The organism is Bacillus sp. PS237, assembly GCF_037963345.1.
GTDB lineage: Bacteria > Bacillota > Bacilli > Bacillales > Bacillaceae > Bacillus > Bacillus subtilis.
On record NZ_CP150156.1, the window covers coordinates 3392452 to 3404570 of the forward strand.

At 41.7% G+C, this 12119-nt stretch carries 14 protein-coding genes; 5 read left to right on the forward strand and 9 right to left on the reverse strand.

What is annotated here, in order from left to right:
• Positions 1-42: 42 nt before the first annotated feature.
• Complete coding sequence (gene sdpC / locus NST22_RS17680) at positions 43-654, forward strand: sporulation delaying protein SdpC (protein ID WP_003243360.1); 612 nt, start codon at positions 43-45, stop codon at positions 652-654.
• Between the two features lie 46 nt (positions 655-700).
• Here sdpC and sdpI read toward each other — a convergent pair whose 3' ends face one another.
• The 6 genes from sdpI to opuCA all read right to left on the reverse strand — a co-directional run bounded on the left by sdpI (position 701) and on the right by opuCA (position 5269).
• The gene (gene sdpI, locus NST22_RS17685; protein ID WP_003228357.1) at positions 701-1324 is read right to left on the reverse strand and encodes an immunity protein SdpI; all 624 of its coding nucleotides are present in this window, start codon (positions 1322-1324) and stop codon (positions 701-703) included.
• Complete coding sequence (gene sdpR, locus NST22_RS17690) at positions 1321-1593, reverse strand: sporulation delaying system autorepressor SdpR (RefSeq protein WP_003243541.1); 273 nt, start codon at positions 1591-1593, stop codon at positions 1321-1323. The genes sdpI and sdpR overlap by 4 nt, the downstream gene beginning before the upstream one ends.
• Positions 1594-1812: 219 nt before the next feature.
• Positions 1813-2502 carry a glycine betaine/carnitine/choline/choline sulfate ABC transporter permease OpuCD gene (opuCD, locus tag NST22_RS17695; RefSeq protein ID WP_003244403.1) on the reverse strand — a complete coding sequence of 230 codons (690 nt, stop codon included), beginning with the start codon at positions 2500-2502 and terminating at the stop codon, positions 1813-1815.
• Positions 2503-2519: 17 nt separating this feature from the next.
• Positions 2520-3431 carry an osmoprotectant ABC transporter substrate-binding lipoprotein OpuCC gene (opuCC, locus tag NST22_RS17700; RefSeq protein WP_003228350.1) on the reverse strand — a complete coding sequence of 304 codons (912 nt, stop codon included), beginning with the start codon at positions 3429-3431 and terminating at the stop codon, positions 2520-2522.
• 19 nt (positions 3432-3450) lie between these two features.
• Positions 3451-4104: a glycine betaine/carnitine/choline/choline sulfate ABC transporter permease OpuCB gene (gene opuCB, locus NST22_RS17705; protein WP_003228349.1), complete on the reverse strand. Its 654-nt coding sequence runs from the start codon at positions 4102-4104 to the stop codon at positions 3451-3453.
• 22 nt (positions 4105-4126) lie between these two features.
• Complete coding sequence (gene opuCA / locus NST22_RS17710; RefSeq protein WP_003243370.1) at positions 4127-5269, reverse strand: osmoprotectant ABC transporter ATP-binding protein OpuCA; 1143 nt, start codon at positions 5267-5269, stop codon at positions 4127-4129.
• 263 nt (positions 5270-5532) lie between these two features.
• Between opuCA and opcR the strand changes: the two genes are divergently transcribed.
• Entirely contained in the window at positions 5533-6090 is a 558-nt protein-coding gene (gene opcR, locus NST22_RS17715) for an opuC operon transcriptional regulator OpcR (protein ID WP_003244093.1), read from the forward strand.
• Between the two features lie 17 nt (positions 6091-6107).
• Here opcR and NST22_RS17720 read toward each other — a convergent pair whose 3' ends face one another.
• Complete coding sequence (locus tag NST22_RS17720; RefSeq protein WP_010886614.1) at positions 6108-6743, reverse strand: NAAT family transporter; 636 nt, start codon at positions 6741-6743, stop codon at positions 6108-6110.
• Between the two features lie 149 nt (positions 6744-6892).
• On the opposite strand from NST22_RS17720, the gene NST22_RS17725 reads away from it, so the two are divergent.
• Positions 6893-7507 carry a PH domain-containing protein gene (locus tag NST22_RS17725; RefSeq protein WP_003243118.1) on the forward strand — a complete coding sequence of 205 codons (615 nt, stop codon included), beginning with the start codon at positions 6893-6895 and terminating at the stop codon, positions 7505-7507.
• 131 nt (positions 7508-7638) lie between these two features.
• The gene (locus tag NST22_RS17730) at positions 7639-8337 is read left to right on the forward strand and encodes a zinc ribbon domain-containing protein (RefSeq protein ID WP_003228340.1); all 699 of its coding nucleotides are present in this window, start codon (positions 7639-7641) and stop codon (positions 8335-8337) included.
• A gap of 35 nt (positions 8338-8372) precedes the next feature.
• Here NST22_RS17730 and NST22_RS17735 read toward each other — a convergent pair whose 3' ends face one another.
• Positions 8373-10190, reverse strand: a complete 1818-nt coding sequence (locus tag NST22_RS17735) for a zinc ribbon domain-containing protein (RefSeq protein WP_003228338.1) — start codon at positions 10188-10190, stop codon at positions 8373-8375.
• A 119-nt stretch (positions 10191-10309) separates the two neighbouring features.
• Between NST22_RS17735 and NST22_RS17740 the strand changes: the two genes are divergently transcribed.
• The gene (locus NST22_RS17740) at positions 10310-10777 is read left to right on the forward strand and encodes a GNAT family N-acetyltransferase (RefSeq protein ID WP_003228335.1); all 468 of its coding nucleotides are present in this window, start codon (positions 10310-10312) and stop codon (positions 10775-10777) included.
• A 44-nt stretch (positions 10778-10821) separates the two neighbouring features.
• On the opposite strand, the gene eno is transcribed toward NST22_RS17740, so the two are convergent.
• Positions 10822-12114, reverse strand: coding sequence for a phosphopyruvate hydratase (eno, locus tag NST22_RS17745; protein WP_003228333.1), 1293 nt, complete (start codon positions 12112-12114; stop codon positions 10822-10824).
• Between the last annotated feature and the right edge of the window lie 5 nt (positions 12115-12119).

The window sequence follows — 12119 nt, forward strand, 5'->3', positions numbered from 1 at the left end:
CATTTAGATAATGGAGAAATAACTTAATGGAGGTATAATAATTTGAAAAGTAAATTACTTAGGCTATTGATTGTTTCCATGGTAACGATATTGGTTTTTTCATTAGTAGGACTCTCTAAGGAGTCAAGTACATCTGCTAAAGAAAACCATACATTTTCTGGAGAAGATTACTTTAGAGGACTTTTATTTGGACAAGGGGAAGTTGGTAAATTAATTTCAAACGATTTGGACCCTAAACTCGTAAAAGAGGCAAATAGTACAGAAGGTAAAAAGTTAGTAAATGATGTAGTCAAATTTATAAAAAAAGATCAACCACAATATATGGATGAATTGAAACAATCGATTGACAGCAAAGACCCTAAAAAACTCATTGAAAATATGACCAAAGCAGACCAACTTATCCAAAAATATGCTAAGAAAAATGAAAACGTAAAATACTCTTCTAATAAAGTTACTCCATCTTGTGGGCTTTATGCCGTCTGTGTAGCAGCTGGATATTTATATGTTGTGGGCGTTAACGCAGTTGCATTACAAACGGCTGCCGCAGTAACAACTGCAGTGTGGAAATACGTTGCCAAATATTCCTCTTCAGCTTCTAATAATTCTGATTTAGAAGCGGCTGCTGCAAAAACCCTAAAATTGATTCATCAATAATCCATTATAATTGAGTGTCTTGCGGATTGCTCCGCAAGACACTTTTTCAACGTGAACCGTTTAATTTTTTGTAATAATGATATGAAGCTAGTGTTGAAATAACTAATGCTAGAAGAACTAGCACAATCATAATAAGAATTATATATTCTCCTGTAAAAAATGAAAGAACAGCTATTATAAAACCACACACTACAAGTACTTTAGAGGCAAAGCGATTTCCCAGTTTCCAAACAGTCTCATCTTTTAATGTCCAAGGTGTCCTCAATCCAATAAGATGGTTTTGTTCTGCTAGCTGCATAGAATTTCCACCAATAATTAAAAAGATACCAACACCAAGCCCTATTATTAAATCAATATTCACTTCGTATCCTAAACTTATCAATAGAGTTGAGAGTTGTAAAATATATAAAAGGATTAACATATTATTAGAAGCTAGGAAAAGCAATGCTTTATTTTTTTGTGTAGACTTAATAGTTAACATATAAAAAGTAAGATAATAAATAAGCATAACAACAGGTATAATAAATATTGTTAAAGGTTTAGATACAATTGCAGCCGGTTTATTTCCTGACCATTGTATCGGTATTTCTTCTGGAAGGTATTGATATAATATAATTGAAGTCAAGAAACTCAAACATACAATAATTATGGAAATTATATTTTTCTTCATAAATCGTTATCCCCTTTATTTATAAAGTTAAGCATCCAATTTATTGAGTCTTGAAGTACTGTTGTATTTAGAGAGTAATAAATAAATTGTCCTTTGCGATGGTCACTTATGACTTCCGCTTGCTTTAAAATATTCAAGTGGTGCGAAATACTCGGTTTGCTGATATTAAAATGCTCAGCAATATCTCCCGCAGTCATATCCCCTCCTTTTAACAAATCCAAAATTTTTCTCCTTGTTGGATCTGATATAGCTTTGAAAACATTATTCATAGCGTTTTCTCCTTTACAAAAAAACATTTAGACATTTAGATATTTGTATAAATGTATTATTTTCATTATAACTTGAATTTTTTTAAAAACAACCCTCAAATTGGTTATAATATCTGATTTTTGTATTTTTTCAAATACTCGGATAATCCCAACGCTGGAAAATATGTTTAACAGATACTAACACATGTTGTTTATTTAAAAAAACCACCTCTGTTGTATTTAAATAGAGGTGGTTTTTCTATCAGCTATAATAAAATTTCCTTTTTTCTTTTTAATCGGGCTTAATGCTCGTTCAAGCCAGCCCATGACCAAATCGGCAATCACCGCCATCAGAGCTGTGGGGATCGCTCCCGCTAATATAATCGCGGTTCCGTTTGTGGCGTTTGATCCTCTGACGATGATGTCCCCGAGACCGCCAGCACCGACAAATGTCCCGATGGCCGTAATGCCGATCGCAATGACAAGCGCGGTGCGCAGGCCGGCCATTATGACAGAAAGCGCAAGCGGAAGCTCGACCATCCGCAGCACTTGAAATTTTGTCATCCCCATTGCTTTTCCCGATTCAAGATAGGCGTGCTCAATACTGATAATCCCTGTATACGTATTTCTGATAATCGGCAGAAGAGAATACAGAAATAATGACAATATCACCGTATTAGCGCCCAGCCCCATGACAAGCATCAGCACGGCGAGCATGGCGAGAGCCGGGATGGTCTGAATGACATTCGTGACCGCAAAAACCCATCCGCTTAATCTTCTGTATCTGGCTATCAGGATGCCGAGCGGAATTCCAACAATGGCGGCAAATAAAACGCCATACACCGACATCAGAAAATGGCGGTAAAATTCCTGCAGCACGTAACCGCCGTTTTGCGAATAGTATGTGCCAAGCTGCTGTAGTACTTCCATATGATCCACCTCTTTTCTTAGTCAAAATAATGATGTTTCTCTAAAAATTCCTTTGCTACGACAGACGGCTCCTTCAGCTTGCCATCCACCTCATAATTAAGTTCCTGCATCGTTTCCGTGTCGATTTGCCCAATCAGCTTATTGATCACACCTTCAAGTTCCGGATGCTCCTTAAGCACCTTTTCCGGAATCACCGGTGAACAGTCATACGGCGGAAAGAAACGCTTATCGTCTTTTAAGATTTTCAGATCATATGCTTTAATCCGTCCATCCGTTGAATAAGCCAAAACCGCATCCATTTTCCCGTTTTTGACTGCGTCATAGACTAGCCCGATCTGCATTGGATAAGTTGTGCCGAACTCAAAGCCATATGTGCTGACAAAGCCTTTATACCCGTCGCCTTTTCGTTTCAGCCAAGCATTGTCGACGCCTAATTTATATTGGGAAGCATTTTTCTTCAGGTCAGACACGGTGTTAATATGCTCCTTTTCCGCAAACTTTTTTGTTACGGTGAAGGCATATGTGTTATCAAAGCCGTAGGAATCAAACCATTTATAAGAAAAGCGCTTTTGAAACTCGTTCTGCACAATGTTCAGCGCTTTTTTCGGATCTTTCTCCGCTTCCTTGCCGAGGGTGCTTGTTAAATCTGTTCCGGAATAGCGCGTGGCTGAAATATCAATGTCACCGCCCAGCATCGCTTGGTGCTGAACATAGTTTGAGCCGAGGTTTTTCACTAAAGCAGTATTCAAATCTGTATCATGTTCAATAAGCTGCGCGATCATATTCGCTACAATTTCTGATTCTGTCATGCTCTGCGCCCCGATTTTGATCGTATCGTCAGAAGCGCCGCCTAGACCCGGCAGAGAGCAGCCGCCTAGCAGCATGACAAAGACGAGAGCAAACGCGCCAAGCCATTTGATTTTTGTCATTTTCAACAGTGCCAACTCCTTACGATACTTCCTTCATCCCTTGCAAGCCTTTCGGCGTCACCTTTCGTTCTGTCACAGCCAGAACATAATCAATAATAATTGCCAGAATTGTGACAGGCACGGCACCGCCAATGATATATTCAGGCTGGTATAGGTTCAGTCCGATAAAAATATAGTCCCCGAGGCCGCCTCCCCCGATAAACGACGCAAGTGTCGCCCAGCCAATTAGGTAGATCGTTGATGTGCGGATCCCCGCCATGATGATGGGAATCGCCAGCGGGATTTCAACGAGCCGAATCTGCTCCCAGCCGGTCATGCCAATTCCTTTCCCCGATTCCAGGAGGTTTTTATTTACACCTTTAATGCCGGTATACGTATTGCGCAGGATCGGCAGTACCGAATAGAAAAATAAAGCGACAATCGCAGGCACTTTTCCTACGCCGAGAAGCGGAATAAAAAAGGCTAAAATCGCCAGACTCGGCAGGGTTTGCACAATGTTTACGAAACCGATAACCGCACCTGCGCCTTTTTTCATTCTGGTAAGAGCAACGCCGAGCGGCACTGCAACGATAATGCCCAATACAACGGCTATGAGTGAAATATATAAATGCTCTCCTGTTTTATACAGCAGCTCTCCGCCGTTCGTTTGCAAAAAAGTCATCATTTGATTCATCTTAAAAGAGCTCCTCCCCTGGTCAGATCGTCATGAGCTGGTTTTCCTCGTCGCCCCAAATGGAATCGTATACGATATCAACGAGGCTCGCTCTTGTCACAATCCCTGCTAAATGGTTCTGTTCATCGACCACCGGAACATACTTGATCCCCTGCTTCAAAATTTTTCGGACTGTATCGCGAAGAAGCGCCCCTTTTTGAACGGTATATATATCTGAACGGTATACATCGCCAACGATGCTCGCTTTTTTGCGGTTTTGATCAATCATTTCCACATCAACATAGCCCTTCAGCACGTTTTGCCGGTCCACAACGAGCAGCGAGTCAACACGTTTTTCTCTCATCAGCTGAATCGCCTGAGAAAGCGTTTTGTCCGCAGATACCGTCACCGGCGTTCTGTTCATCATTTGCTCTACCCGCTCGATATCCGGTCTTGACTGAATCAGGCGCTCTTTCCCGATAAATTCTTCAACAAACTCATTTGCCGGGTTTCGAAGAATCTCATCAGGTGTGCCGACTTGAACGATTTCTCCCGCTTTTAATATCACAATCCTGTCAGCAAGCTTAATCGCTTCATCCATATCGTGGGTTACAAACACAATCGTTTTGTTTAAGGTTCTCTGCAGTTTTTTGAATTCTTCCTGAAGGGAATCACGCGTAATCGGATCAAGCGCTCCGAACGGTTCATCCATTAAAATGAGAGGGGGTTCCGCTGCCAGGGCGCGCAGCACGCCGATTCTCTGCTGCTGTCCGCCGCTGAGCTCATGCGGATAACGGTCTAAATACTCTGGGCCCATATCCACAAGCTTTAACAGCTCGCGCGCCCGTTCTTTCCGTTTTTCCTCAGGCCATTTCAGCAGCTTTGGTACGAGTGAGATGTTCTGCTGGATGGTCATATGGGGGAACAAACCAATCTGCTGTATCACATAGCCGATTTTTCTCCTCAGCTCAACCGGGTCCTGTTCCATAATATTTTCTCCGTCGATAAAGATCCTTCCAGACGATGGTTCTATCAGTCTGTTGATCATCTTCATCGTCGTCGTTTTTCCGCAGCCGCTCGGGCCGATAAAACAGATAAATTCACCTTTTGCAATATCTAAATCAATGCTGTTCACAGCTTTTTTGCCGCCTTTATATACTTTTGACACTTGTTCCAATTTCAGCAATCCGTGCACCTCCGCAGGTTTCCTTTAAATTTTCTGAAAAGTATAATCCTTATTATAGTTTGAACTTTGTAAAATAAAAAGTTTACAATGTGTTGAAATTATATGTTATTTATAGATTATTTATTGTTATGACCGAGACGGAAAGGGTGTTCTTACAATTACTCCGGATACCTCCCACTTCCTCTGCATTCAGCTATTTTCAACACCAGGAAGAAATATGATATATTGACACCATCAATTGCCATTTGAAGGGATGATCAGCTGTGAAAAAAACCGCTCTCGACATCATTGAACATGCTGAAGAGCATCTCATTGAGAAGATTGCCGAAAATATGCATACGTTTGGAATGCCTTCAACTGTCGGACGTGTGCTCGGAATTATTTATATGAATCGAAAACCAATGACCTTAAGCGAGCTCTCTGAGGCAACGGGCATGAGCAAAACACGGATGAGCCAGGTTGTCCGGGAAATGATCGATGCCAATATCGCCGAAAAGGTGTTTGAAAAAGGCGTACGAAAAGACCTTTATGACGTCGAGCAGGATTATTATCAAACCTTCATTTCTTTATTTGCGGCGAATTGGACAAAGGTCGTGAGCAAAAACAAAGTGCTGTATAAAAAATTAAACCGGGAGCTGAGTGATCTTTTACAAAGGGACGGGCTTACCCCGGAAGCGGAAGAGAAAGTCAATCAGCTGCTGAATGAATTAAAAGAATGGCTTCATTACTATGATTGGCTGAGCAGGTTGATTGAATTTTTTGAGAGTGAGGAAGTCTTTCGGTATGTGCCGAAAACAAAAGAATGCAGCTCTCTAAAATAAGAGAGCTGCTTTTTGCATCATGAAGTTAAGACCGGAAACATGCCTTTCAGCCCGGCACCAATCATCCCGACCGCAACCACGGCTAAGATTAATCCCATCAGTCTGGTAATCACATTCATCTCGGTTTTTCCGAGTTTGCTGCTGATAAAAGCAGAATAGTGGAAAAAGAGAAAGGTCAGGGCAATAACGGCGGCTATGCCGATCATGACAGCCGCATAATGACCAATGCCGCTATGTCCGGCGGAAAGGCTCATCACTGTTGCAATCGTTCCGGGCCCAGCAATGATCGGAATGGATAAAGGTGTGACTGATATATCCGCTTTTTCCTTGCTTTCCTTATGTTCATCATGGTGAAGAGATTGCACGTGCGATTCTTTCGCATTCAATAGATTATAGGCAATGCCGAAAATGAATATGCCGCCCGCCACTCGGAGCGCGTGAATGTTGATATCAAACAGTTTAAAGATAAGATGACCGAAAACCAAAAAAGCTGCGAGAATAAAAAAGGATAAAATAGCTGCCTTCCGGGCAATCGCTTTTCTTTCCGCTGCAGTATAGCCTTCTGTCAGCGTCAGAAATATCGGTACGTTTCCGATCGGATTCGATACTGCGAATAAAGAAATGAAGACGTGAACGATAAATGAGAACATCATATACCTCCTTGTTGATAGTCTCTGCACAGGAAATAGAATGATTCTCCACCCTTTTACCCGGAGGCGATTTCCCGGTAAACCTTTATAGCCTGTCAGAAACGCGCCATGCTACAATGAAGTGACAAATTGAATAGGAAGGACGTATACAGATGTTCAAAAAAATTGCGGCAGATGCCTTGGGCTTATCTGATATCGGAAAAATTATCGAACCTCAGGACTATGACAAAACAGACGCAGATGACTATGTCATGCATGAAGATAATGAGAAAATTTATTTCTTGATTAAAACAAAAGCAGACGAGTATTGCTTTACGAACCTGGCCCTGATCCATGTGGACGGCGAACGCGCCACTTCCTCAAAACGAACGTTGAAACGCTATCCTTATTCGCAATATAAAATCTCTGACGTTTTTCTTGAAACTGCCGGAAAAGTGGATTTGGATGTTGAAATTAAGTTCAAGCTGGGCGGTGAACAATTCGACATTGATGTCCACAAAGACCAGATTGAAAAGTTAAAAGACCTTTATAAAGCACTGCTTCGCATCGCTGAAACAACCTATGAAAATGACATTTTAATCAATCAAGCGGAGCAAAGCTTAGATAAAGCAGTGACGATTCTTCACCATACCCGCCCTGAGCACGTCAATATTGAAACGCAATACAAAGAGCTGACCGAATTCGGATTCACTTGGCTGACATCCGTTCGCTCGCAGTATCATATTAAGGATTTTGGGGATGTATTTGAGAAATATATTAATAACTAGATAAAAAAAGACACAGCTGCTATCGTGCTCGTGTCTTTTTTTGTATGAATATTGATTACTTTACAACTTTTTTCTTTTATAATAAAACTATTAGTCTATTTTCCCTATATTACAGATAAAGGAGTTATTTTATGTATTGTCCTCAATGCGGCCATCAAACAGATGGCGGAAATTTTTGTGAGAAATGCGGATCACCGCTCCCCGGTCAATCAGGCCACCAGCATGCAGCTCAAACTGGAGCCGCTGCAAAGCAAGCAGCAAAACAGTTCGGTTCATTTGTCTTATCCGTCCTGAAACGCCCTTATCAGGAATGTAAAGCAACAGGCGGAGAACAGCTGATCAGCGCAATCATTACGATGGTTCTTTTCAGTTTGCTGACCCCTTTGATGTTTTATATTCTTTTTTCAGACGGTCCCGGAAGCGTAAGCTTTACAGCAATCTTCTTAGAGCCAACCATTTATTTTATTTTATTTCTATTTGGCCTGCATGCATGCATCTTTTTCGCCCTGAAAATCGCGGGAAACCAAGTGTCTTTCAAGGATTCATTCTCAAGATTCGGAGCATTTCTTATTCCTTTTACGGCTATTTTGATTCTTGCCCTTTTCTTCTTTTTATTACATACAGACATTTGCTTTACCATATTAGCCGTTGGTTTAATCGGTGCATTCTTCGCCATTCCTCCTGCGATGCTGAGCAGTTACCAGCATTCATATAAAGGGAAGGTTGATTTCATTTACTCAACGATTGTGATTTATCTGATCATCTGCGTTACATTTCAGCTTATTATCGAACACTATGTCAAAGAAATTTTCCGTTATATGCTCTTTTAAAAACAACCCCATCACCTGCTGGTGATGGGGTTGTTTTATTGAATAGACGTTAAGTAAATTCTTCCGTTCTTCACTACGCCGGTGTAGGTCCAGTTATATGTTCTGAGCTTTGGACTGCCGCCTGATTTTGTGATATAGAATTCTTCATACGTCTTAATCGTGATAGCCGACCCATTTTGGCTCCAGCTTTTCACTTCATAGTTATTAAAGTCTTCTGTTGTCCCCTCTTTATTTAATTTCGACACGAGATGCTGCTGGTCGGAATAAAGGGAACTGCCTTTTTCAAGGCTGTCTTCCATCAGTGAGAAATTATTTTGATTCACGGCATCTGCCTGACTTTGCAGATAACTGCCCATAAATAATGTCACTTGTTCATCTGTAACATCGCCGCTTGCAGAGCTTTCACTGCCTTTGTTTTTCGAGCCAGCCCAGGCGGAAGTGTATGTCTCTGGTTTATCATTTTTGATTTTCTTTATATTTGTGCCTGCAGATTCGAATGTTGATTCTGCATCTTCGAAAATCCACTTTTTCTGTTTTTTATCATATGAAAGAAGATATTCATAACTCGGACTGTCGTCAGTCATTTCAGACTTTGTATAGTCGTTATACGAAGAAGACTGGTGAAGTTCTTTTCCTGTTACCGATACCTGCCACGTTCCGTCGTTTTTCTGAGAGAGGGCAAATGTGTCCAGGTCAAAATCAGTTTCCAAGTATCTATCTTTTAAGTATGAATCCGCGCTTTTCATAGAATCGACGGTGTCCTTCGTCTCCGCCTTCCAATTGGCACTTGCCTCTGTCATCTGGGCTGTATTCCCATCAGATAGAGCTTTGGAGTATTGTTTTGTTGTTTTGACAATTGTGTTCATAATCTGTTCCTGTGTATCTTGATCAGGAATTAACGTTAACTCCATTTCTTTATCATCGATCGGAACGCCGGCAGTTTTTGTTTTTCCCCACGGAAATTCTGCCTCGACTGAAGCTGTCATTGATCCATCTGTCAGCAGCGGACCATATGTTACGGATTTGAACGGATCTTTATGAATTGATTTACCGTTAATCAGCAAATCTCCCTTCCCGCTCTTGATGTCATTCGCTAAGCTGAATGTCACATCGTCTGCTTCCAATGAGAGATCAACACGAAAGCTGCTATCGCCAATCGCCTGAATGTCTTCCTTTTTCACAAGGTCAACGACATCGTTTTTCAGTTTGGCTGAGACTGTATATTCGCCGGGAATGTACGGACCAAGGGTTTGTGCTTGATCTGCTTTCTTTACAGATCCGGCTTCCTCTTTATTGACATATAGATCGGTATTTTTATAATTGCTGCTCACTTCAAAATAAACAGGTGCTACCTTTAAGTCATAATGGTCAAATACCAGCAGGCTTTTCCCGTCTTTTTCCGCATATACGATATCCTTCTGGGCTGTTTCATCACGCAGCGATGCAAAAAGTTCATCTTTTTTGTCTGGATGATCCTTCAAATATGTAAGAAACGGTTTTACATTATTTTTAGTGAGTTTAAGATTGTCATTTACCGGTGTAAGCAGAGTCGCGATTTGGTCCTGATCCCCATCATTTACGGCCTGTTCAAACTTGTCTACTAACCTATCCTTTGAAGTAAAATACGCTCCGGTTTTATATGCGGCGAATAATATAACGCACGCCGCGGCAATGCTGCTCCATAAAATGATGGTTTTCTTAGGGATCGGTTTTCGCGGAGCCTGCCTCGTTTCTGCAGTGCTAGCTGTTTCTTGATTTGCCTGTTTGCTGCCCCCTCCGATCGGGGTGCCGCATTGTTTACAAAACTTGGCTCCTTCATTATTCTGGGAGCCGCAATTCTTACAAAATAACATGACTTTCCTCCTATTCTACTAATTTGATAACATTTACTGCTTTTCATATTTTATAATAAAACAGAATGAAATTGGGAACGAATGAAAAAATTAAATGTCTATCAGACTAAAAAGGTGGAATGAATATGCAAAAGCTCAGGATTGAATTAGGAGAAGAAACAAATGACGAATTATATGATCTATTGCTGCTCGCCGATCCATCGAAAGACATTGTAGATGAATATCTTGAGAGGGGAGAATGTTACACAGCTTGGGCCGGTGATGAGCTTGCAGGGGTTTATGTATTGCTAAAAACAAGGCCGCAAACAGTTGAAATTGTAAATATTGCGGTAAAAGAATCTCTTCAGAAGAAAGGCTTTGGCAAACAGCTTGTACTTGACGCCATCGAAAAAGCGAAGAAGCTGGGGGCGGACACGATTGAAATCGGAACGGGGAATTCGAGCATTCATCAGCTTTCCCTCTATCAAAAATGCGGATTCCGCATTCAGGCGATCGACCACGATTTCTTTCTCAGACATTATGATGAGGACATTTTTGAAAACGGGATTCAATGCCGCGATATGGTAAGGCTTTATTTGGATCTCTGAAAGCATAAAAAAGCCGCCGAGAGAAAATCCCGGCGGTCTTTTTATTACTTGTTTAAGTTGTAGAAAGAGTTGATACCGTGGTATTGAGCAGTTTCAGCCAACTGATCTTCGATGCGAAGAAGCTGGTTGTATTTCGCAACACGGTCCGTACGAGACGGAGCACCTGTTTTGATTTGTCCTGCGTTTGTTGCCACAGCGATGTCAGCGATTGTGCTGTCTTCAGTTTCACCAGAACGGTGAGAGATAACAGCTGTGTAGCCTGCGCGTTTCGCCATTTCGATCGCATCGAATGTTTCAGTCAATGTACCGATTTGGTTTACTTTGATCAGGATAGAGTTGCCTACGCCGTTTTTAATACCTTCAGAAAGTTTTTTCGTGTTTGTAACGAAGAGGTCGTCACCAACAAGCTGAACTTTTTTGCCAAGACGCTCAGTAAGAAGCTTGTGGCCTTCCCAGTCGTTTTCGTCAAGTCCGTCTTCGATCGAGATGATTGGGTATTTAGAAACAAGCTCTTCATACCAGTCAACCATTTCAGCAGATGTTTTCACAACGCCTTCGCCAGACAGATGGTATTTGCCGTCTTCTTTGTTGTAGAACTCAGAAGATGCAGCATCCATAGCAAGTTTAACTTCTTCGCCAGGTTTGAAGCCGGCTTTTTCGATTGCTTCAACGATTGTTTGAAGCGCTTCTTCGTTAGAACCAAGGTTTGGAGCGAATCCGCCTTCGTCACCTACAGCAGTGTTTAAGCCTTTTGCGCTTAATACTGATTTCAGGCTGTGGAAGATTTGAGCGCCCATGCGAAGTGCTTCACGGAAGTTAGGAGCACCTACAGGCATGATCATGAATTCTTGAATATCCACGTTGTTATCAGCATGCTCTCCGCCGTTTACGATGTTCATCATCGGTACAGGAAGCGTTTTTGAGTTGAATCCTCCAAGGTATTGGTAAAGAGGAATCTGTAAGAAATCAGCAGCAGCACGCGCACAAGCCATAGATACGCCAAGGATTGCGTTCGCACCAAGTTTGCCTTTGTTTTCAGTACCGTCAAGCTCGATTAAAAGCTGATCGATTGCGTTTTGTTCAGTTACATCAAAGCCAAGAAGCTCTGGAGCAATGATTTCGTTTACGTTGTTAACAGCTGTTAACACGCCTTTTCCAAGGTAACGGTCTTTGTCGCCGTCACGAAGCTCAACCGCTTCGTATTCACCTGTAGAAGCTCCGCTTGGCACTAATGCGCGGCCGAAAGCTCCTGTTTCTGTATATACTTCAACTTCAACTGTTGGGTTGCCGCGGGAGTCTAATACTTCGCGTGCATAAACATCAACAATGTATGGCATGAGTT

What these genes read in the sequence shown, in the direction of transcription:
- sdpI (WP_003228357.1), bottom strand. Translation starts at nt 1,324, where the DNA reads ATGAAGAAAAATATAATTTCCATAATTATTGTATGTTTGAGTTTCTTG.
- sdpR (WP_003243541.1), bottom strand. Translation starts at nt 1,593, where the DNA reads ATGAATAATGTTTTCAAAGCTATATCAGATCCAACAAGGAGAAAAATT.
- opuCD (WP_003244403.1), bottom strand. Translation starts at nt 2,502, where the DNA reads ATGGAAGTACTACAGCAGCTTGGCACATACTATTCGCAAAACGGCGGT.
- opuCC (WP_003228350.1), bottom strand. Translation starts at nt 3,431, where the DNA reads ATGACAAAAATCAAATGGCTTGGCGCGTTTGCTCTCGTCTTTGTCATG.
- opuCB (WP_003228349.1), bottom strand. Translation starts at nt 4,104, where the DNA reads ATGAATCAAATGATGACTTTTTTGCAAACGAACGGCGGAGAGCTGCTG.
- NST22_RS17720 (WP_010886614.1), bottom strand. Translation starts at nt 6,743, where the DNA reads ATGATGTTCTCATTTATCGTTCACGTCTTCATTTCTTTATTCGCAGTA.
- NST22_RS17725 (WP_003243118.1), top strand. Translation starts at nt 6,893, where the DNA reads ATGTTCAAAAAAATTGCGGCAGATGCCTTGGGCTTATCTGATATCGGA.
- NST22_RS17730 (WP_003228340.1), top strand. Translation starts at nt 7,639, where the DNA reads ATGTATTGTCCTCAATGCGGCCATCAAACAGATGGCGGAAATTTTTGT.
- NST22_RS17735 (WP_003228338.1), bottom strand. Translation starts at nt 10,190, where the DNA reads ATGTTATTTTGTAAGAATTGCGGCTCCCAGAATAATGAAGGAGCCAAG.
- NST22_RS17740 (WP_003228335.1), top strand. Translation starts at nt 10,310, where the DNA reads ATGAATATGCAAAAGCTCAGGATTGAATTAGGAGAAGAAACAAATGAC.
- eno (WP_003228333.1), bottom strand. Translation starts at nt 12,114, where the DNA reads ATGCCATACATTGTTGATGTTTATGCACGCGAAGTATTAGACTCCCGC.